General features: G+C 50.5%; 20 protein-coding genes. All 20 read left to right on the top strand.

The window, feature by feature from the left end; translation table 11 throughout:
- The first annotated feature begins 37 nt into the window (after window positions 1-37).
- The 20 genes from cobM to ACZMB2_RS01860 are packed head-to-tail and all read left to right on the top strand — an operon-like array spanning window position 38 to window position 21,314.
- Window positions 38-793, top strand: a complete 756-nt coding sequence (gene cobM / locus ACZMB2_RS01955; RefSeq protein ID WP_118769313.1) for a precorrin-4 C(11)-methyltransferase — start codon at window positions 38-40, stop codon at window positions 791-793.
- Window positions 793-1,974, top strand: a complete 1,182-nt coding sequence (gene hemA, locus ACZMB2_RS01950; protein WP_487595264.1) for a glutamyl-tRNA reductase — start codon at window positions 793-795, stop codon at window positions 1,972-1,974. Before cobM ends, hemA begins: the two co-directional genes overlap by 1 nt.
- Before the next feature lie 3 nt (window positions 1,975-1,977).
- Window positions 1,978-2,709 carry a precorrin-3B C(17)-methyltransferase gene (gene cobJ, locus ACZMB2_RS01945; protein WP_487595263.1) on the top strand — a complete coding sequence of 244 codons (732 nt, stop codon included), beginning with the start codon at window positions 1,978-1,980 and terminating at the stop codon, window positions 2,707-2,709.
- Window positions 2,710-2,719: 10 nt separating this feature from the next.
- Complete coding sequence (cobA, locus tag ACZMB2_RS01940; RefSeq protein ID WP_487595262.1) at window positions 2,720-5,131, top strand: uroporphyrinogen-III C-methyltransferase; 2,412 nt, start codon at window positions 2,720-2,722, stop codon at window positions 5,129-5,131.
- 17 nt (window positions 5,132-5,148) lie between these two features.
- On the top strand, window positions 5,149-6,210 hold the full coding sequence (cobD, locus tag ACZMB2_RS01935) for a threonine-phosphate decarboxylase CobD (RefSeq protein ID WP_487595261.1): 1,062 nt from the start codon (window positions 5,149-5,151) through the stop codon (window positions 6,208-6,210).
- 5 nt (window positions 6,211-6,215) lie between these two features.
- On the top strand, window positions 6,216-7,712 hold the full coding sequence (locus tag ACZMB2_RS01930; RefSeq protein ID WP_487595260.1) for a cobyric acid synthase: 1,497 nt from the start codon (window positions 6,216-6,218) through the stop codon (window positions 7,710-7,712).
- Window positions 7,712-8,341, top strand: a complete 630-nt coding sequence (locus ACZMB2_RS01925) for a precorrin-8X methylmutase (RefSeq protein ID WP_487595259.1) — start codon at window positions 7,712-7,714, stop codon at window positions 8,339-8,341. Before ACZMB2_RS01930 ends, ACZMB2_RS01925 begins: the two co-directional genes overlap by 1 nt.
- A 5-nt stretch (window positions 8,342-8,346) precedes the next feature.
- A complete protein-coding gene (gene cobT, locus ACZMB2_RS01920; protein ID WP_487595258.1) occupies window positions 8,347-9,408 on the top strand; it encodes a nicotinate-nucleotide--dimethylbenzimidazole phosphoribosyltransferase in 1,062 nt (353 codons plus the stop codon).
- 19 nt (window positions 9,409-9,427) lie between these two features.
- On the top strand, window positions 9,428-10,603 hold the full coding sequence (gene cbiD, locus ACZMB2_RS01915; protein ID WP_487595257.1) for a cobalt-precorrin-5B (C(1))-methyltransferase CbiD: 1,176 nt from the start codon (window positions 9,428-9,430) through the stop codon (window positions 10,601-10,603).
- Entirely contained in the window at window positions 10,600-11,655 is a 1,056-nt protein-coding gene (locus ACZMB2_RS01910) for a cobalt-precorrin 5A hydrolase (RefSeq protein ID WP_487595256.1), read from the top strand. Before cbiD ends, ACZMB2_RS01910 begins: the two co-directional genes overlap by 4 nt.
- Before the next feature lie 3 nt (window positions 11,656-11,658).
- A complete protein-coding gene (gene cobK / locus ACZMB2_RS01905) occupies window positions 11,659-13,731 on the top strand; it encodes a precorrin-6A reductase (protein WP_487595255.1) in 2,073 nt (690 codons plus the stop codon).
- On the top strand, window positions 13,728-15,101 hold the full coding sequence (locus ACZMB2_RS01900; protein WP_487595254.1) for a cobyrinic acid a,c-diamide synthase CobB: 1,374 nt from the start codon (window positions 13,728-13,730) through the stop codon (window positions 15,099-15,101). The genes cobK and ACZMB2_RS01900 overlap by 4 nt, the downstream gene beginning before the upstream one ends.
- A complete protein-coding gene (locus ACZMB2_RS01895; protein ID WP_487595253.1) occupies window positions 15,095-15,634 on the top strand; it encodes a bifunctional adenosylcobinamide kinase/adenosylcobinamide-phosphate guanylyltransferase in 540 nt (179 codons plus the stop codon). The genes ACZMB2_RS01900 and ACZMB2_RS01895 overlap by 7 nt, the downstream gene beginning before the upstream one ends.
- The gene (locus ACZMB2_RS01890) at window positions 15,631-16,395 is read left to right on the top strand and encodes an adenosylcobinamide-GDP ribazoletransferase (RefSeq protein WP_118769325.1); all 765 of its coding nucleotides are present in this window, start codon (window positions 15,631-15,633) and stop codon (window positions 16,393-16,395) included. Before ACZMB2_RS01895 ends, ACZMB2_RS01890 begins: the two co-directional genes overlap by 4 nt.
- A complete protein-coding gene (locus ACZMB2_RS01885; protein WP_118769326.1) occupies window positions 16,392-16,772 on the top strand; it encodes a bifunctional adenosylcobinamide kinase/adenosylcobinamide-phosphate guanylyltransferase in 381 nt (126 codons plus the stop codon). Before ACZMB2_RS01890 ends, ACZMB2_RS01885 begins: the two co-directional genes overlap by 4 nt.
- Window positions 16,765-17,382 carry a histidine phosphatase family protein gene (locus ACZMB2_RS01880; protein ID WP_487595252.1) on the top strand — a complete coding sequence of 206 codons (618 nt, stop codon included), beginning with the start codon at window positions 16,765-16,767 and terminating at the stop codon, window positions 17,380-17,382. The genes ACZMB2_RS01885 and ACZMB2_RS01880 overlap by 8 nt, the downstream gene beginning before the upstream one ends.
- Window positions 17,358-18,326, top strand: a complete 969-nt coding sequence (gene cbiB / locus ACZMB2_RS01875) for an adenosylcobinamide-phosphate synthase CbiB (RefSeq protein ID WP_487595251.1) — start codon at window positions 17,358-17,360, stop codon at window positions 18,324-18,326. Before ACZMB2_RS01880 ends, cbiB begins: the two co-directional genes overlap by 25 nt.
- Window positions 18,314-18,847, top strand: coding sequence for a cob(I)yrinic acid a,c-diamide adenosyltransferase (locus tag ACZMB2_RS01870; protein ID WP_118769329.1), 534 nt, complete (start codon window positions 18,314-18,316; stop codon window positions 18,845-18,847). The genes cbiB and ACZMB2_RS01870 overlap by 13 nt, the downstream gene beginning before the upstream one ends.
- The gene (locus tag ACZMB2_RS01865) at window positions 18,847-19,764 is read left to right on the top strand and encodes a radical SAM protein (protein WP_487595250.1); all 918 of its coding nucleotides are present in this window, start codon (window positions 18,847-18,849) and stop codon (window positions 19,762-19,764) included. Before ACZMB2_RS01870 ends, ACZMB2_RS01865 begins: the two co-directional genes overlap by 1 nt.
- Window positions 19,761-21,314 carry an ABC-F family ATP-binding cassette domain-containing protein gene (locus ACZMB2_RS01860; RefSeq protein WP_487595249.1) on the top strand — a complete coding sequence of 518 codons (1,554 nt, stop codon included), beginning with the start codon at window positions 19,761-19,763 and terminating at the stop codon, window positions 21,312-21,314. The genes ACZMB2_RS01865 and ACZMB2_RS01860 overlap by 4 nt, the downstream gene beginning before the upstream one ends.
- Window positions 21,315-21,348: the final 34 nt, after the last annotated feature.

The following is a 21,348-nucleotide window of genomic DNA, read 5'->3' as shown; positions in this document are numbered from 1 at the left end:
TTGCGGGGACTCCTTTTATTACGTGGAGGGAAAACACATGGTATCATTTATTGGAGCGGGTCCTGGCGACCCGGAACTTCTGACTATTAAGGGAAAGAAGATTATTGACAGCGCAGATGTCATCATTTATGCAGGTTCTCTGGTCAATCCACAGGTATTGGCAGATGCAAAAGAGGGAGCTGTTATTTACAACAGTGCCCTGATGAACCTTGATGAAGTCATTGATGTGATGAAAGATGCAGAAGACAAAGGTCTGAAGGTTGCCCGGGTTCATACGGGAGATCCGGCTATTTATGGTGCTCACAGAGAGCAGATGGACAGACTGGATGAACTGGGCATTGACTATGAGGTGATTCCGGGTGTCAGTTCTTTCCTTGCAACTGCAGCAGTGTTAAAGAAGGAATATACCCTTCCGGGCGTGAGCCAGACGGTGATCCTGACCCGTATGGAAGGACGTACCCCAATGCCGCCGAAGGAAAAGCTGGTAGATCTGGCAAAGCACAATGCAACCATGATCATTTTCTTAAGCGTTGGCATGCTGGACGAGATGTCTGCGATTTTGAGACAGGAATATCGTCCGGAAACTCCGGTAGCTGTTGTCTATAAAGCGACCTGGGAAGATCAGAAGATTGTCCGCGGTGATCTGACCAATATTGCAGAGCGCGTGAAGGAAGCTGGCATTACCAAGACCGCTCTGACCGTAGTCGGAGATTTCCTTGGAAATGACTATGATCTGTCCAAACTGTATGACAAGACCTTTACCACAGAATTCCGAAAGGGAGTGACGGAGTAATGGGAATCTCACTGATCGGAATCAGTCATCATAATACGCCGCTGGCTGTCCGGGAATTGTTTGCATTTCCGGCAGAACGGCAGCAGGAACTGATGAAAGAAATGATCGCGAGAGACATCGCAGAAGAATGCGTGATTATCAGTACCTGTAATCGAACAGAGGTTTATATTTATACTGCCTGTCCGGGAGGTAATTTTACGGAACTGCAGGATCTGGTGCTGGAATTTGCCGACGCACAGGATGTGGAAAATATCGGCGACTATATCCGCTTTTATAATGGAAGCAAAGCAGTACGCCATCTGTTTCATGTAGCATCAGGTCTTGAGTCCATGGTTATGGGCGAGGATCAGATCCTCGGCCAAGTGAAACGTGCCCATGATCAGGCAAGAGAAACGGGCACCTGCGGCGTCTATCTGAATACGCTGTTCCGCTATGCGGTAACGGCAGCCAAGAAGGTAAAGACAGAAACGGATCTTTCCAGAACCAGTGTGTCCACTGCTACCATGGCCATCAAGGCAGCAGAACAGGGACTGGGAACCCTTCATGGCAAAAAAGTTATGATCATCGGTGCATCTGGCAAGATCGGAAGCACGGTGTTAAAGAACCTCCAGTGCATTGATGGTGCGGAGGTTTATATTACGTCCAGAAATATGGGACAGGCAGGAGAAGACCATCATCACAAGATTACATACCGCGTTATGGAATATGAAAAACGGTACGAGCTGGTCAATGAGATGGATGCAATTATCAGTGCCACCAGCAGCCCTCATTATACGCTGACTTACAGTAAGATGGCGGAGAAGCTTGTGACAGAGAAACCCCGTGTACTGGTGGATCTGGCAGTGCCGATTGACATTGAGGCAAAGGTGGAGAAACTGCCGGGAATCATGCGTTATGATATTGATGATTTCCAGGAGCTTGCCCGGACAAATAACGAAAAAAAACAGCATGAAGTTGTGGCTGCGGACCAGATTCTTGACGAAGTACAGATGGATTTTGAACGCTGGATGGTATTCCAGCTGGCATTGCCGGATGTGGCTTCTTTTAAGGAATGGATGGAACAGGAAGTGGAAAAAAAGGGACTTGATAAAGCCATTGATAAGATGTTTTACCGTCTGCGGGATCATTCCACTCCGGCAGAGCTTCACGCACTTTTTGGACATTTAAAGGAGATTGAATAATTTATGGGAAAATTATACGTAGTCGGATTCGGCCCCGGCGGCTATGAGCATATGACAGAGAAAGCCATTGAAGTGATTAAAAATGCGGATGTGGTTACCGGTTATACCACTTATGTAAATATTTTAAAGGAATTCTTTCCGGATAAAAATTACCTTGCAACGCCGATGATGCAGGAAGTAAAGCGCTGTCAGATGGCGGTAGAGGAAGCAATGAAGGACCAGACCGTTGCTATGGTATCCAGCGGCGACAGCGGTATCTACGGAATGGCAGGTATCATTTATCAGGTGGCAGAAGAGATGAATGCCAATATTGAGATCGAGACAGTCCCTGGTGTAACGGCAGCCAGCGCGGCCGCTTCTGTACTGGGCGCTCCGCTCATGCATGATTTTGCAGTGATCAGCTTAAGTGACCTGATGACTCCATTTGATTTGATTATGAAGCGTGTGGATTGTGCAGGTCAGGGAGACATGATCGTCTGCCTCTATAATCCGAAGAGTAAGAAACGTGTAGACTATGTAGAAAAAGCAGCTAATATTCTGATGAAATACCGGAAACCGGAAACTCCGGTGGGCATTGTGAGAAATGCGGGACGAAAAGATGAGACTTCCTGCATCACTACTCTGGGAGAATTAAAAGATGCAGACATTGATATGTTCAGTGTGGTGATAGTGGGTAATTCCCAGACATATACAAAGAACGGAAGAATGATTACTCCGAGAGGTTATCAGGTATAAGGAGGATAACATGCAGGATCTGATAAGGATCGGAACCAGAAAGAGCCGTCTGGCACTGGTTCAGACAAATATCGTAAGACAGAAGATAGAAGAGGCATTTTCGGGCATCCGGGTGGAGATCTGTGAGATGTCCACAAAGGGTGACGAGCTTCTGGACCGGACATTAACGTCCTTTGGCGGAAAAGGCGTTTTTACCCAGGAACTGGAGGAGGCATTGCTGGATGAACGGATCGATCTGGCAGTGCACAGCGCCAAGGATATGCCTATGGATTTCCCGAAAGGGTTGGGAATCGGGGCAGCATTAAAGAGAGGTCCTGTGGAGGATGTGATTGTTACAAAAGACGGAACGAAGCTTGTTGACCTGAAACCAGGAAGTGTGGTAGGTACCGGAAGTTTAAGAAGAGAGCTGCAGATCCGGGCACTGAATCCGCTGGTGGTCATTCGGCCTATCCGGGGTAACGTACAGACGAGACTTAAAAAACTGACAGATGGTCTCTATGATGCCATTGTACTGGCATCCGCAGGACTGGAACGTCTGGATATGGTATCCGGCGGCGAATTTCATTTTGAAAAATTGTCACCGGATCAGTGCCTTCCGGCAGCCGGACAGGCAATTCTGGCAGTGGAGACGAAGAACGGACATCTGACAGAAGTGATGGAAGCATTGAATGATGCAGAAGCGATGGCGATGTTAAGTGCTGAGCGTGCTTACCTGAAAGCGATTGGCGGCAGCTGTAATGCGCCGGCGGCAGCGCTGGCAAAAGTGGAGGGAACGAAGCTTTCCATGGAAGTGCTGTTTGCACAGGACGCAAAACATGTAAAGCGGACATCCGGTTCCATTGAAAATGGAATTCAGCCTGAGCAGGCGGAAGCCCTTGGACAGGAACTGGCACGGAAAATCTGTCAGGGAAAGGTATGGCTGGTTGGAGCAGGACCGGGTGATGAACGGCTGGTGACCCAAAGATGCTTATCCTGTATCCGCAGCGCAGATGTGTTGGTCTATGACAGTCTGGCAACGGACTCCCTGCTCAATGAAGCAAGACCGGATGCAGAGCTGATTTACGCAGGAAAACGCTCTTCCCATCATCATCTGAAACAGGAGGAGACCAATGCGCTGCTCATCCGTCTGGCAAAAGAAGGAAAGAATGTAGTCCGCTTAAAAGGCGGAGATCCCTTTATCTTCGGACGCGGCGGAGAGGAAGCCCAGGAACTCAGAGAAGCAGGTGTGGATTATGAGATTGTACCGGGCGTGTCCTCCTGTTATGGAGCACCGGCTTATGCAGGTATTCCGGTGACTCATCGGGATCATGCTTCTTCGTTTCATGTGATTACAGGACATGAGGGTGCCCACAAGGACAGCACGGTTCTTGATTATGGAACCCTTGCAAAGGAAGAAGGTACCCTGGTATTTCTGATGGGCCTTAAAAATCTTCCGAATATTACAAAGAATCTGATTGCCAACGGTAAAAATCCGAAGACTCCTGCAGCGGTGGTGCAGGAAGGTACGACGGCCAGACAGAAGGTCGCTGTGGGAACCCTGGAGACCATCGTGGAAGAAGCCAAAAAGGCAGGCATTCAGACACCGGCCATCACGGTAATCGGTGATGTGGTTTCTTTAAGAAATGAGATCGGCTGGTACGGGAATCAGCCATTATCTGGCAAACGGGTACTGGTGACCGCAACGGAGAAGATGACAGAGCACCTGGCAGAAGTGCTGGAAGAGGAAGGCGCAGAAGCCATCCGATTCAGCCTGATTCATACAGAAACCCTGGAGAGTCCGGAACTCGACCGTCTGGTGGCTCATCCGGAAGTCTACAGCTGGATGGTCTTTACCAGCAGCAATGGCGTAGAGCTGTTCTTTGAAAAACTGCTGGTAGCAGGAAAAGATTTCAGAAGCCTTGCAAACCTGAAATTTGCCGTAGTCGGCGAGGGCACGGCAAAAGCACTGGCAGGCAAAGGTTTTCTGGCAGATTTTGTACCGACGAAATATACCAGCCGGACACTGGCAAAAGAGTGGGTACCGACGCTACAGAAGGATGAGCGGGTAGTGCTGGTGCGTGCAGAAGAAGCTTCGAAGGAACTGGATCAGGCGCTGGATGCAGCCGGTATCGCCTACAGTAAGGTATCCATGTATCATACAGCGGTGGATCTGCGGAAAGCAGAAGAGTTAAGAAGAATGATTTCCCAGGTGGATTATGTGACGCTGTGCAGCGGATCTGCAGTACGCGCCTTTGCCTCCATGCTGGAAGAAGACGGCGTCCGTGTGGGCTGTCCGGCGAAGATCATCTGCATCGGACCGGTAACGGAGAAGGCAGCAGAAGCGGCAGGACTTGCTGTAGGGCAGTCGGCGGTAGAATACACAGCAGAAGGAATTAGAAATGTACTTCTTGCTGATGTAAAAGCCGGAAAAAAAGAGAAATAGAAACAGGAGGACCGGGCATGGGACAGCACGGAGGAGATATTTACAGTGAGGAGATCCAGAAACAGATAGCGAAAGAAGACAGGAAATTTCTGGATTTTTCCGCAAATATCAATCCGCTGGGCATGCCGGCAGGGGTCCGGCTGGCGGTGATGGAGGCTCTTGATAAAGCGGAGCATTATCCGGATCCGGAAAGCCGGAAATTAAAGCATGCACTGGCAGAGTACCATGAAGTCCCGGAAGAAGCACTGATCTGCGGAAACGGCGGAGCGGATCTCATCTACCGTCTTGCCTATGGGACGAAGCCTGCCCATGCCCTTTTAACAGCCCCTACGTTCCTGGAATATGAGGAAGCATTAAAACAGGTGGGAACGAAGATTCACATCTATGAGATGCAGCCGGATTACCGGGTGCGGGAAGACATTCTGGAACAGATGACCGAAGACATGGATGTGATGTTCCTCTGCAATCCCAATAATCCCACCGGAATCCTGGTAGAGCAGGAGCTGCTGCTCCGGATTCTGGAGCGGGCAGAAAGCAGGAGTATTTTGCTGGTGCTGGATGAATGTTTCCTTGATTTTACCGGTCAGGAAGAACGGTCGCTGATTCAGAAAACAACAGAATATAAATATCTGTTTATTTTAAAATCCTTTACCAAAATGTATGCCATGCCGGGCATCCGTCTGGGATATGGCGTCTGTGGTGATGGGGCACTCCTTCGGAAGATGGAAGCAGCCGGACAGTGCTGGGGCGTCAGCGTGTTGGCGTCAGAAGCAGGCATTGCGGCCCTTGGGGAAGGGGAATATAAGGAGAAGGCCATTACTCTTGTGAGAGAGGAACGGGCATATCTCAAAAAAGAGATGGAGATTCTGGGGATGACCGTCTGGGATGGACAGGCAGATTACCTGTTCTTCCGCACGGATGGTATCCGGGATCTTTATGACAGGCTTCTGCCGGAGGGGATTATGATCCGCAGATGCAGCAATTACCGGGGACTGGATGAGACCTGTTACCGGGTGGCAGTCAAAGATCATGAAGCCAATGGACGGCTGATAGAAGCATTGAAGAAGACAGCGAGGTGAGAAACGTGGCAAAAGCGATTATGGTGCAGGGAACCATGTCCAATTCCGGAAAGAGTTTCCTGACAGCGGGACTATGCAGGGTATTTAAGCAGGATGGCTATAAAGTGGCACCCTTTAAATCCCAGAATATGGCCCTCAATTCCTACATTACAAAGGAAGGACTGGAGATCGGCCGGGCACAGGCCATGCAGGCGGAAGCATGCGGCATTGATCCGACAGCAGATATGAACCCGATTCTGCTCAAACCCACCAGCAATGTGGGAAGCCAGGTCATTGTAAACGGGGAAGTCCGCGGCAACATGAAGGCCATGGATTATTATAAGAATAAAAAGCAGCTGATTCCGGATGTGCTGGCAGCTTATGAGCGGCTGAGCAGTGAGTACGACATCATTGTCATTGAGGGAGCAGGAAGTCCTGCGGAGATTAATCTCCATGAAAATGATATCGTCAACATGGGAATGGCGAGAATGGCGAAAGCACCGGTACTGTTGGTGGGAGATATTGACAGGGGCGGTGTTTTTGCGGCCTTATACGGCACTGTAAAGCTTCTACCGGAGGATGAGCAGGCCATGATTAAAGGTCTGGTTGTCAACAAATTCCGCGGGGATGTGAAGATCCTGGAGCCGGGACTTCGGATGATTGAAGAAAAGACGGATATTCCGGTGGTGGGAGTGGTTCCTATGGAACGGCTGGATATCGATGATGAAGACAGTCTTTCCGACCGCCTTGAGCAGACTCATAAAGGAGCAGGCCTTGATGTGGCGGTGATCCGTCTGCCTCATATTTCTAATTTTACGGATTTCTCCGTCTTTGAGCGGATGGATGGGGTATCCCTCCGGTATGTATCCCAGCCGGGGATGCTGGAAGATCCGGATCTCATTCTGCTGCCGGGTACCAAGAATACCATGGACGATATGCAGTGGCTCCGGGAGTCCGGTATGGAAGCGCTGATTTTACGGCAGGCAGAGAAGAAGACGCCGATCATCGGCATCTGCGGCGGTTTCCAGCTTCTGGGAAAAGTCATGGAAGACCCGGACAATGTGGAGCACGGCGGTACAATGAGAGGCATGGGTCTTCTGGATACGAAGACGGTCTTTGCCAAATCTAAGACCAGAACCCAGATTCATGGCATCATGAGGAAGGGTGCCGGCCTGTGGAGTGACTGGGAAGGAAAAGAAGTGACCGGTTATGAGATTCATATGGGTGTTTCCGAAAATCTGGGCGGCTGTCAGGAGCTGGTTCGTCTGGAGGACGGAAGAATAGATGCCCTTGCCAATGAGGACGGCACCGTTCTGGGAAGCTACCTCCATGGTCTCTTTGATACGGATGATTTTGCAGAGAGCATGATCCGGGAACTTATGAGAAGCAAAGGCCTTGATTACGGCAGCTGGCACTTTGATCTGGCTGCTCACAAAGAGCAGGAATATGACAAGCTGGCAGATCTGGTCAGATCATCATTTGACATGAAAAAAATATACGAAATTCTGGAGGCGGGGATCTGATGCTGAATGAGATTAAGATTGTAAAACCAAATGAGATAGAGAAGCGCAGTATGGAGATTATTACGCAGGAGTTAAATGGAAGAACCTGGCCGGAGCCACAGTTCTCCATCGTAAAACGCTGCATTCATACGTCTGCGGATTTCGACTATGCGGATAACCTGTGCTTTTCTGAAAATGCAGCCATGCTGGGCGTGGAAGCCTTAAGAAGAGGCGCTGTCATTGTGACGGATACGAAGATGGCTTGGTCCGGAATTAATAAGAAAAAGCTGGCAGAGTACGGCGGAAAAGCTTACTGCTTCATGTCTGACGAGGATGTGGCAAAAGAAGCGCAGGAGCGGGGATGTACCCGTGCAGCCATCTGCATGGAGCGGGGCGCAGCTCTCGGCAAAGAAGTGATCTTTGCAGTGGGAAATGCACCGACTGCACTGATCCGTCTCTATGAGCTGATCCAGGAAGGCAAGGTAAATCCGGCACTGATCATCGGTGCACCAGTAGGATTTGTCAACGTGGTAGAGGCCAAAGAGCTGATCATGACGGCGGGGGTTCCCTATATTGTTCCAAGAGGAAGAAAGGGCGGCAGCAACATTGCAGCAACCATCTGTAATGCCATGCTGTATTATAAAGGTTAGAGAAGATGGACAGACTGAAAGAGATCATTGCCGGCATTCAGCCGACAGATGCAAACGCAAGAGAAGAAGCCTGGAAAAACTGGGATTCCTTGTGTAAACCATTAAGAGGACTTGGATGGCTGGAAGAAGTAGTGGTCCAGATCGCCGGAATCTATGGAGATGCTCATCCCCATCCTGACAAACGTGCCGTCGTGATTATGGGCGCTGATAATGGAGTGGTAAAAGAAGGCGTAACCCAGACGGACAGTTCTGTTACCATGCAGGTACTGGAAAATATGGGAAATGACCTGTCCACTGCCTGCATTATGAGCCACCTGGCGGGATGCACGATGGTTCCGGTCAATATCGGAGGACTGAAGGATGGGGTACATCCGAAGATCCGTAATTGTGTGGTACGTTATGGCACCGGAAACATTGCAGAAGGCCCGGCCATGACCAGAGAAGAATGTGTGCAGGCAATTCTGACGGGTGTGGATACGGTCAGAGACCTGAAAGCAGAAGGATATGATCTGATTGTGACCGGCGAGATGGGAATTGGCAATACAACCACCAGCTCTGCCTGTGCAGCGGTATTGTTTGACCAGGCGCCGGAAGTAGTGACAGGAAGAGGTGCCGGTCTTTCCACCGAGGGACTGAATAAAAAAGTACGTGCCATTGAGCGGGCCATTGAGGTAAACCATCCTGATAAAACAGATGCCATTGACGTGATCTCAAAGGTAGGAGGTCTTGATATTGCCGGTATGGTGGGATGCTATCTCGGAGCAGCTTATTACCATCTCCCAATTTTGATTGATGGCTTCATTTCTGCTATTTCTGCATATCTGGCAGGCATGCTCTCTAAGACCGCAAAGGAATATATGATTCCGACCCACGGATCTGCAGAGCCGGCGGCTAAGCTGGCGATGGAACATCTTGGAATGCAGGCACCGATACAGGCAGGCATGCATTTAGGAGAGGGAACCGGAGCAATCATGGGTCTTTCTCTCATTGACCAGGGACTGAATGTATACTATCATGTGGCAACCTGGGATGGTGCTCATGTGGAGGCTTATACACATCAGAAATAACGGCAGGAGACCTTTTTTGATGGAAGAATACATTTATAAAAACCATAAAAAACTAAGATACGGATATACGACCGGTTCCTGTGCAGCGGCTGCTTCCAAAGCAGCGGCTGCCATGCTGCTTTCAGGGAAAGAGATCTCGGATGTGGAACTGATGACGCCAAAAGGCATTGCCCTTCAGCTGGAAGTGCTGGAAATCCATTGCACGAAAACATCTGTCTCCTGCGCGATCCGGAAGGATGGTGGGGATGACCCGGATGTGACCAACGGCATTCTGATCTATGCGGAAGTGACCCGGATTCCGGCAGATGAACTGGAGGCAGGGGGAGAACGGATTTTGATTGACGGCGGCAGAGGCGTCGGCCGTGTCACAAAACCGGGACTGGAACAGCCGGTAGGGGCAGCAGCCATCAACAAAGTACCCCGGCAGATGATCCGGGAAAATCTGGAGGCTGTCTGCGAAAAATATGGCTGGCAGGGTGGTCTGAAAGCAGTCATTTCCATCCCCCAGGGAGAAGAACTGGCGGCAAAGACCTTTAATCCGCGCCTTGGTATTGTGGGCGGCATCTCGGTTCTTGGCACCAGCGGAATCGTGGAACCCATGAGTGAGCAGGCATTGATCGAGACTATCCGGGTGGAAATGCGGCAGAAACTGGCAAATGGCATGGAGTATCTTCTGGTGGTGCCGGGCAATTACGGGATTGATTTTCTGGAGCAGTACGGACATGGATTGGACCTCAATGATGCTGTGAAATGCAGTAATTTTGTAGGCGAGGCATTGGATGCAGCCGTGGAATTCGGAGCAAAAGGTGTACTGCTGGTGGGCCACATCGGTAAATTTGTGAAGCTGGCGGGGGGCATTATGAATACCCATTCCCATAATGCGGATTCCCGCATGGAGCTTCTGACGGTCCATGCGGCACTTTTAGGAGCCCCCACAGAACTGCTTCAGAAGATGATGGAGTGTGTGACCACCGATGATGCATTAAAATATCTGAAAGAAGCGGGGCTGTTGAAGCCTGTTATGGACAGAATTATGGAGCGGATGGAGTTCTATGTCAATCACCGGACCCAGAGCTGTATCGAGCTTGGCGTCATTACCTTTTCCAATGTATTCGGAATTCTGGGACAGACTTCCAAAGTGCCGGATCTGGTGGAAAAAATCGGACATCAAAAGGGAGGACAGGCAGATTCATGAAAGCGGGAATCATCTGTTTTACGGAGCATGGAGTTTTGCTCGCTGAGCAGCTGGTAAATGGACTGGATGCTCACGGAATTCTATGTGAGGCATGGCTTAAGAAGAAAGAATACCGGTCAGCGCTGCCTGTGGAGGTAGCGTTTCTGGAAGGAACCCTGTCAGAATGGACGGCGGAGCAGTTCCGTTCCAAAGACCTTCTGATTTTTATCGGCTCCACGGGAATTGCCGTGCGGAGCATTGCCCCTTACGTGCAGAGCAAGAAGACAGACCCGGCGGTGATCGTGGTGGATGAGCAGGGACGGCATGCCATCTCTCTTCTGTCCGGCCATATTGGCGGAGCCAATGAACTGACCCTTCTGGTGGCAGAGCTTACCGGAGCGGAACCGGTGATTACGACGGCAACGGATCTTCATGGAAAATTTGCAGTGGACGCATTTGCGGCGAGGAGAAATCTGTATATGGATTCCATGCCTGCAGCGAAGGAAATTGCAGCAGCACTGGTGGATAATCTGAAAGTCGGCATGTGGAGCGCATTTCCGATAACCGGTGTAATTCCACCGGAACTGGACACGGAAGGGGAAGAGCCGCTGGGATTTTCCATAGATGTGCAAAAGACCAGCCCTTTTGAGAAGACGCTTCATCTGGTGCCGAAGGCAGTGGTGCTGGGAATTGGGTGTAAAAGAGGAACAGAGAGGTCGGTCATCCAGGAACTGGTGGAAGAAGTGCTGGAGGTCAACGGTATTTTCAGGGAAAGTATCTGTAAGATCGCTTCCATAGATCTGAAAAAAGACGAAACAGGGATTCTGGAGCTGGCGGAAAGCTATCAGGTTCCCTTTCTCACCTATCCCGCAGAGGAGCTGAAAAAAGCAGTGTGTGAAGACGGATTTGCAGAGTCAGCTTTTGTAGAATCCGTTACCGGAGTGGGAAATATATGTGAGCGTTCGGCCCTTCTGGCGGCAGGGGTACAGAAACTCCTGATTCCCAAGACGGCGAGAAATGGCGTGACAGTAGCAGCAGCTGTGATGGATCTGACCATCTGTATGGAGGACTAGCGTATGAGACCAGTGATTATATTTGCAGGAACAACAGAAGGAAGAAAATTGTCAGAATATCTGGCAGTGAGAAAAGTTCCGGTGACCGCCTGTGTGGCAACGGAATATGGAGAGACCCTCCTGACGGAAACGGAATACCTGAAGGTGCATGCCGGGCGGATGGACGAGGCAGCCATGGGGCAGTTTTTTGAGGAACAAAAGACGGAGCTGGTAGTGGATGCAACCCACCCCTACGCGGCGGTCGTGTCGGAAAATGTGGCAGCAGCCTGTAAAAAAGCAGGAGTGGAATATCTCCGCCTGATTCGGGAGTCCAGTACTTCTGAGACGGAAGATGCGGTTCTGGTGGATTCCGTGGATGAGGCGGTGAATTTCTTAAAAGAGACCGAAGGAAATATTCTGGCGACCACAGGGAGCAAGGAGCTTTTTAAATATACGGTGATTCCGAATTATGAGAGCCGGGTCTTTGCAAGGGTGCTGTCCACTGCGGAAGTGGCATCAGCCTGTGAAAAACTGGGATTTGTGGGACGAAATCTCATCTGTATGCAGGGACCCTTCAGCGAGGCATTGAATGAAGCCATGTTAAAGCAGTTTGACTGCCGGTATCTGGTCACTAAGGAGACGGGGAAAGCCGGTGGTTACGAGGAAAAGGTAGAGGCGGCAAAGCGTGCCGGAGCAAAACTGGTGCTGGTGGGACGCCCTCCGGAGCAGAAAGGCTTTTCCTATGACCAGGTGGTGGAGATGCTGAATGTGCGGTTCGGACTGGAACCGGAGCAGAAGGAAGCTGCCGGAAGTCATGTGCCGGGAGCACTGGAGAAACGGGCAGAAGAGTCAGGTGCCCGTCGTCAGGTGACTCTTATTGGCATCGGTATGGGCACTGCAGAAGGAATGACGGTGGAAGCAGCAGAAGAGATCCGGAAAGCAGATCTGCTTATCGGAGCCAGACGGATGCTGGACGCTGTACAGACGAAGGGCGCAGATCCGGCCTTTTATGAAGGCAAACAGGAGTTTGCAGCCTATGAGCCCCGGAAGATCGCCGATTATCTGGAGCTTCATCCGGAATATGGACGTGCGGTGATTCTGCTGTCCGGAGATATTGGATTTTACAGTGGGGCAAAGAAGCTTTATGAGGTGCTGGATCCTCAGAATTATGAAGTGAAAAGTCTGTGCGGTATTTCTTCCGTGGTATATTTCTGCGGAAAGCTGAAAACCTCCTGGGAAGATGTATGTCTTCAAAGTACCCATGGACGGAGTGCGAATCTTATAGGGGCTGTGAAAGCCCATGAGAAGACATTTACGCTTCTGAGTGCTCATGGAAGTGTGGAAGGACTGTGTAAAGAACTGAAGGAATATGGTCTCACGGATGTGACCCTTTATATTGGAGAGAGACTTGGCTACCCGGAGGAAAAGATCACCACTGGAACGCCGGAAGAACTGGAACAGGGAAGTTACGATGACCTTTGTGTGGCTCTCATTGAAAATTCCCACCCCTTCAAGGGAATCCGCTCCTGCGTGGAGGATGAAGAATTCCTGCGGGGCAAAGCGCCTATGACCAAGAGTGAGATCCGAAGTCTTTCCGTAGCAAAACTGCATCTGGAAAAAGATTCCGTGGTCTATGATGTGGGAGCAGGTACCGGTTCCGTGACCATTGAGCTGGCACTGGCTGCTGCAGATGGAATGGTTTATGCTGTGGAACGGAATCAGGAGGCGTGTGATCTCATTGAGCAGAACAAGCGGAAGTTTGGGACACCGAATATTGAGGTGATTCACGGACTGGCACCGGAGGCCATGGAAGATCTGCCCGCACCGACCCATGCCTTTATCGGCGGTTCTGCCGGTAACTTAAAAGAAATTCTGGAAAGCCTGCTGGCAAAGAATCCGAAGATCCGTGTGGTGATCAATACAGTGACGCTGGAGACCATCGGGGAAGTGACGGAGTGCTTAAAAGATCTGCCGCTGCTGGAGGAAGAGATCGTTTCCGTCAGTGTGGCGAAGGCGAAGAAACTTGGAAGCTATCATCTCATGATGGGACAGAATCCGATTTACATTATTACCTGCAGGGGGGCTGTGAAAGAGTGAAAAGACACATACCGAGAATCCTTCTGACCGCACCGGCCAGCGGAAGCGGCAAGACTCTGATTACCTGCGGGATTCTGCAGGCACTGGTGAACAGAGGGATGAAAGTAGCATCCTTTAAGTGTGGACCAGATTACATTGATCCGATGTTTCATGGAAGGGTCATTGGAACCCGGTCAAGAAACCTGGATACCTTTTTTACAGATACAGAGACCACCCGCTATCTCTTTGCAGAAAATGCATCGGACTGTGATATTGCCGTGACAGAAGGGGTTATGGGATATTATGACGGTCTGGGAGGTATCCGCACGGAAGGAAGCACCTATGATGTGGCGGCTGCCCTTGCCATACCGGCGGTACTGATTGTCAGCTGCAGGGGAGCCAGTCTTTCTATTCTGGCCATGATCAAAGGATTTCTGGAATACCGGCCAGACAGCCGGATCAAAGCCGTGATTCTGAATCAGATTTCTCCCATGATCTACGGGCAGTTGAAGCCCCTCATGGAAGAGGAACTGGGTGTGAAAGTACTTGGCTATGTGCCGAAGCTTACGGATCTTAATCTGGAAAGCCGTCATCTGGGACTGGTACTGCCGGGAGAGATCGAAGCCTTGAAGGAAAAGCTGAACCGGCTGGCAGCTGTGCTGGAAGAGACGCTGGATCTGGATGCCTTCTGCACACTGGCAGAAGACACGGAAGAACTGACCATACAGGTACCGGAGATACCGGTATTAGAAGCACCGGAAAAAATACGGCTGGCAGTGGCGGCAGATGATGCCTTCTGCTTTACGTACCAGGATAATCTGAAGCTTTTGGAAACCATGGGTGCAGAGCTTGTCTTTTTCTCGCCCCTTCAGGATAAAAAGCTGCCGGAAGAGGTGGATGGCATGATTTTAAGTGGTGGTTATCCGGAACTTCATGCAAAGACCTTGAGCGAAAATCACTCTATGAGAGAAGCCATCAGAAAAGTGATCGAGGATGGTATGCCCTGTATCGCGGAATGCGGCGGTTTTCTCTATCTTCACCGGGAGCTGGAAGGACAGGACGGTGTGTTCTATCCTATGGCAGGAGTATTGGATGCGAAGGCCTACAGGACGGACCGGCTGGGACGTTTTGGATATATTACCTTGACGGCAGAGGAAGACCAGCTTCTGGGAAAAGCAGGGATGAAAATTCGCGGACATGAATTTCATTACTGGGACAGTGAGCAGTGTGGAAAGAGTTTTCATGCGAAGAAACCAGTGGGAAAACGGGAATGGGACTGTGTGAACAGCAGTAAATCCCTGTATGCGGGATTCCCCCATCTCTTTTTCTGGTCCAACCCTGAGGCAGCTTACAAATTTTTAAAGAAATGTGAGGAATACCACGGATGTTAATGATGGTGACCGGAGGAAGCGGTAGCGGAAAATCAGAATTTGCGGAGTCGCTGGTAACCGGACTGGCGGACGGTCCGAATCTCTATATTGCAACCATGTTCCCCTTTGACGAGGAATGCCATAAGCGGATTGCAAGGCACCGGGAAATGCGGAAAGATAAGGGATTTGATACACTGGAGTGTTACACAGGGTTAAAACATGCAGATGTGTCTGGTTATCATACGGTGCTGCTGGAATGTATGTCCAATCTGACCGCCAATGAGATGTACCAGGAGAAGGGCAGCGGGGATCACTGCGTGGAGGAGATTCTTGCAGGAATCCGCCATGTAAAGGAACAGTGCCGGAATCTCATTATTGTGACCAATGAGATTTTCTCGGATGGAATGGACTACGACGAGGAAACCAGGCGGTATCAGAAGTATCTGGGAGAGATCAATGTCCGGATGGCTTCCATGGCGGATCTGGTGGCAGAGGTGGTATATTCCATCCCGCTGATTCATAAGGGAGACTTAAACGAGGTGTTTGGACGATGAAGAAAGTATGGAACAGTTTTTTAATTTCCTTTGCCATGTTTTCCAAGATTCCCGTGCCGCGGGCAGACTGGGATAAGGAAAATATGAAATATATGATCTGCTTCTTTCCGGCCATCGGTGTGATCATCGGTCTGCTGGAATGGGGTTACGGATGGGTGGCAATGAAGCTCGACTTTGGAAGCCTGATGCGGGCAGCAGGTTTTGTGCTGATTCCGCTCATTGTGACCGGAGGCATTCATCTGGATGGATTTCTGGACACGGTGGATGCCCTCAGCTCCTATCAGCCCTTGGAGAAAAAACTGCAGATCTTAAAGGATTCCCATGCAGGCGCCTTTGCCATTATTATGGGATGTGCTTATTTTACATTAGGACTGGGTGTATGGAGTGAGATGAAGACAGAGCTTCTGCCGGTGATGGCGGTGGCTTTTGCCCTGTCCCGGGCTTTAAGCGGACTGGCTCTTTCTACCTTCCCGAAGGCGAATAAGAGCGGATCTCTTAGCATGTTTTCTGATGCGGCCCAGAAAAAGATCCTGCTGGGGACACTGACCCTGTGGATTCTTGCCTGTGGGGCAGCGGCCCTTTGGCTGAATCCGGTGATCGGAGGAATTATGCTCCTGACCCAGGCAGCAGTGTTCTGGTATTACCATCATGTAGCCATGAAGGAATTTGGCGGAACGACGGGAGATATTGCAGGATTTTTTGTACAGGTATGTGAACTGGCATGTGCCTGTACGGTGATGCTGGGAGGAAAATTATTATGATTCTGGTGACAGGCGGATGCTTTCAGGGAAAGACAGATTATGCGTGTGAGACCTTTCACATTGCAAAAGAAGAAGCAGCAGATGGCATGGACTGCCCGATGGAAGCCATCTATGAGACAAAGCTTCTCTATCATTTTCATGAGTATATCAAACGGTGTATGGAAGCGAATCAGGAACTGGATCTTGAGGAGCTGGAAAGACGGAATCCGGACATTGTGCTGGTGACCAACGAACTTGGTTATGGGGTGGTTCCCATTGACAAATTTGACCGGGCTTACCGGGAGAAGACCGGAAGAGTCTGCTGTCAGGCGGCAAGGAGGGCATCAGAAGTACACCGGGTAGTCTGCGGAATCGGGACGGTGATCAAGCATGGCTGAACTTATCCTGATCCGGCATGGTAAGACCGCAGGAAATCTGCTGGGCCGCTATATCGGCAGCCGGACCGACGAACCCTTATGTGACGAAGGAAGAGAAGGACTTGCGGGAAAGCAGCTGCCGGAGGTAGAACGACTCTATGTCAGTCCCATGAAGCGGTGCGTGGAGACGGCAGAAATCCTCTGGCCGGGATTTGACCGGAAAAAAATGCAGAAAGTGACGGATCTCCGGGAATGCGATTTTGGAGACTTTGAAAATAAGAATTATAAAGAACTGTCCGGAAATGGGGACTATCAGGCGTGGATCGACAGCAATGGCACGCTGCCCTTTCCAAATGGCGAGTCCATGGATGCCTTCAAGAGCCGGTGTCTTGAGGCCTTTGCCCGGATTGTAGAAGAAGTGTCCGGGGCAGAGCAGGAATGGATCGCTTCCGGGAAGACCGGGATATTCCGGGCAGGAATTGTGGTGCATGGCGGCACTATTATGGCAATCTTGGAACAATACGGCTATCCAAAGGCTGCTTATTTTGACTATCAGGTAAAGAACGGCTGCGGCTACAGGCTGACGCCGGTGGAGGGAACAAGGTTATGGAATTGTCTTTGCTTGCAGTAATCCTGGGATTTATCCTGGACCTCATAGTGGGAGATCCCCACTGGCTTTATCATCCCATTCGTCTGGTGGGACATCTCATCAGCGGACTGGAGAAGCTGCTTCGGAGAATTTTCCCGAAGACGGAACAGGGAGAGCTGATCGCAGGAGGATTCCTGCTGGTGCTGACGGCTGGAATTACCACGGCTGTTGCCTGGGGACTTCTCCTGGCGGCAGGTCTGGTGCATCCCTGTCTGAGATTTGCGCTGGAAGTCATCATGTGCTACTGGGTACTGGCGACCAAATCCCTGAAGACCGAGACCATGAAAGTCTATGACGCACTGAAAGAGGGGAACCTTAAGAAAGCCCGCTTCGCTGTATCCATGGTAGTAGGACGTGACACCGAGGTACTGGATGACATCGGCGTGACCAAGGCAGCTGTGGAGACGGTGGCGGAAAATGCTTCCGACGGCGTGATCGCACCCCTTCTTTTTCTTATGATCGGCGGTGCGCCCCTGGGATTTTTCTATAAGGCAGTCAATACCATGGATTCCATGGTGGGCTATAAAAATGATAAATATCTCTATTTTGGCCGTGCGGCGGCAAAATTTGATGATGTGCTGAATTATATTCCGGCCCGGCTGTCGGGCATGCTGATGTGCGGGGCGGCAGCTTTCTGCGGCATGGATTCGAAAAATGCCTGGAGGATTTATCGGAGAGACCGGTACAATCACAGCAGTCCCAATTCTGCCCACACAGAAGCCACGGCAGCAGGAGCCATGCATATTCAGCTGGCCGGAAATGCTTATTATTTTGGAAAATTATATGAGAAGCCAACGCTGGGGGATCCGGACCGCCCGGTGGAATATGAGGATATTCCGAGGGTGAACCGGCTGCTTTATGCAACAGCAATACTGTCACTTGTGGTCTTTGGATTGGTGAAAGGAATCGTATTATGGCTCATTTAAAGAAAGGCTGTCTGCAGATCTATTGTGGAGACGGAAAAGGAAAAACCACGGCTTCCGTGGGACTGGCGGTCCGTGCGGCCGGCACCGGCATGAAAGTCTATTTCTGCCAGGTGATGAAGGACGGACGATCCGGTGAGGTGGAGATGCTGAAAAAACTGGGCGTCAACTACCATTGCTGTGGGGAGCGGCTGGGATTTTTCTGGAATATGACGGAGGAGCAGAAGGCAGCAGCTGCCAGACTCTATAATCAGCTGTTTGATGAGGCGGTGAAGACCGCCGCAGAGGAAGACTATGATCTTCTGGTCATTGACGAATTTATAAGTGCCTACAATCACGGATTTATTGATCAAAAGAAAGCCCTGCATTTCTTTTTAAACAGACCGGAGCATCTGGAAGTGGTTCTGACCGGAAGAGAGCCAGGAGAAGAACTGCTGGAACTGGCAGATTATGTGACGGAGATGCGGAAGGTGAAGCATCCCTTCGATCAGGGCATCCCGGCGCGAAAGGGAATCGAATTATAGTGGACAGAACAGAATTATACAGGAACTGTCGTCTCTGCCCCAGAGAATGTAAAGTAGACCGGAGGGCAGGAAAGACCGGATTCTGCGGCATGACCTCCGAAGTGATGGCAGCCAGGGCAGCCCTTCATTTCTGGGAGGAGCCCTGTATTTCCGGAACAGAAGGATCAGGCGCTGTCTTTTTCTCCGGCTGTACCCTTCGCTGTGTCTTTTGCCAGAATCACGAGATCGCAGCGGGAGCGGTAGGAAAGCCGGTGACGGAAGAGCGCCTTTCCCGGATTTTTCTGGAATTACAGGAAAAAGGCGCCAATAATATCAATCTGGTGACAGCCACCCAGTTTCTGCCGACAGTGATTCCGGCATTACAACATGCGAAAAAGATGGGACTTACCATTCCCATTGTCTATAACACCGGTGGCTATGAAAAGGTGGAAACACTGCGCCTTCTGGAAGAACTGGTGGATATCTGGCTTCCGGACTGCAAATATCGGAGTGCAGAACTTGCGGCACGCTATTCCCGTGCGGCGGATTATCCGGAGACGGTGAAGACTGCCCTGGCAGAGATGGTGCGGCAGACGGGTGCCCCCCTGTTTGACAGGCGTGGTATGATGAAAAAAGGCGTCATTGTCCGGCACCTGGTATTGCCGGGCTGTGTATCCGACAGCAAGGATGTGCTGGAGTATCTGTGGGATACCTTTGGAAACCAGATCTATGTGAGCATTATGAGCCAGTACACGCCGCTGCCCCATGTGGCGGCCTATCCGGAGATCAACCGGAAGGTAACGGACGAGGAGTATGAAGAAATTGTAGACTATGCCCGCTTCCTGGGAATGAGCCAGGTGTACATTCAGGAGGGCGGCTGTGTGGGAGAAAGCTTTATCCCCCCATTTAATTATGAAGGAATAGAGAGGAACGTATGAGTATTTTAAATGTTGAACACTTAAGCCACGGATTTGGCGACCGTGCTATTTTTCAGGATGTATCTTTCCGTCTGCTCAAAGGTGAGCATATCGGTCTTATCGGAGCCAATGGCGAGGGAAAATCCACATTTATGAGCATTATCACCGGGAAGCTGCAGCCGGATGAGGGAAAAGTAGAATGGTCCAAAAATGTGCGCGTCGGCTATCTTGACCAGCACACGGAACTGAAAAAAGGTATGACCGTCCGGGAGACACTGGCATCGGCCTTTTCTTTTCTCTTTGAACTGGAAGAGCAGATGAACCAGATGTATGACAAGATGGCAGAGGCCACCGACGAAGAGATGGCTTCTTATATGGAAGAAACGGGCGTGATCCAGGAACTATTGTCTGCCCATGATTTCTATATGATCGATGCAAAAGTAGAGGAAGTAGGACGGGCGCTGGGTCTTGCAGACATCGGACTGGACCGTGACGTGACGGAGTTGAGCGGCGGTCAGAGAACGAAGGTACTGCTGGGCAAGCTTTTACTGGAAAAGCCGGATATCCTTCTTCTGGACGAGCCTACCAACTATCTGGATGTGGAGCATATTGAATGGCTGAAGCGGTATCTCAATGAGTATGAAAATGCATTTATCCTCATTTCCCATGACATTCCCTTCCTCAACAGCGTGGTCAACCTGATCTACCACATGGATAATCAGCAGCTGAACCGCTATGTGGGTGACTATGATAAATTCCAGGAAGTTTATGCGGTGAAGAAGGCACAGCTGGAAGCAGCCTACAACCGGCAGCAGAAGGAAATCGCACAGCTGAAAGATTTCGTGGCGAGAAATAAGGCAAGGGTTTCCACCAGAAATATGGCCATGTCCCGCCAGAAGAAGCTGGATAAGATGGATGTGATCGAACTGGCAGCGGAGAAACCGAAGCCGGAGTTTCATTTCAAAGAGGCACGGGTGCCGGGCAGATACATTTTCCAGACGAAAGAGCTGGTGATCGGTTATGACGAACCTTTGTCAAAGCCCCTCACTGTGGAGATGGAACGGGGAGAGAAGCTGGTCCTCACCGGTGCCAACGGAATCGGTAAGACAACGCTTCTGAAAAGCATTCTGGGCCTGATCCCGGTACTTTCCGGAAGTGTGGAGCTGGGTGATTATCTGGAGATCGGATATTTTGAGCAGGAGATGAGTCAGGATATCGCCACCACCTGCTTGGAAGAGCTGTGGCAGGAATTTCCGGTATTTACCCAGTATGAAGCACGTTCAGCGTTGGCAAAGTGTGGTCTGACTACCAAACATATCGAGAGCCGTGTGAAAGTATTAAGCGGAGGTGAGCAGGCCAAGCTGCGCCTCTGCAAGCTCATCAACCGGGCAAGCAACCTGCTGGTTCTCGACGAGCCCACCAACCATCTGGATGTGGATGCCAAAGACGAACTGAAACGTGCGTTGCAGGAATATCGTGGAAGCATTCTCATGGTGTGCCATGAGCCGGAATTCTACGAAGGTCTGGCAACCAAGGTATGGGACTGCAGTCAGTGGACGACAAGGGTGTAAAGGCAGAATCCATGTTTGCCAATCCCTGTAAATT

The sequence above is a fragment of the Hominiventricola sp. genome (assembly GCF_057604405.1).
This window is presented reverse-complemented; position numbering and strand designations above follow the sequence as displayed.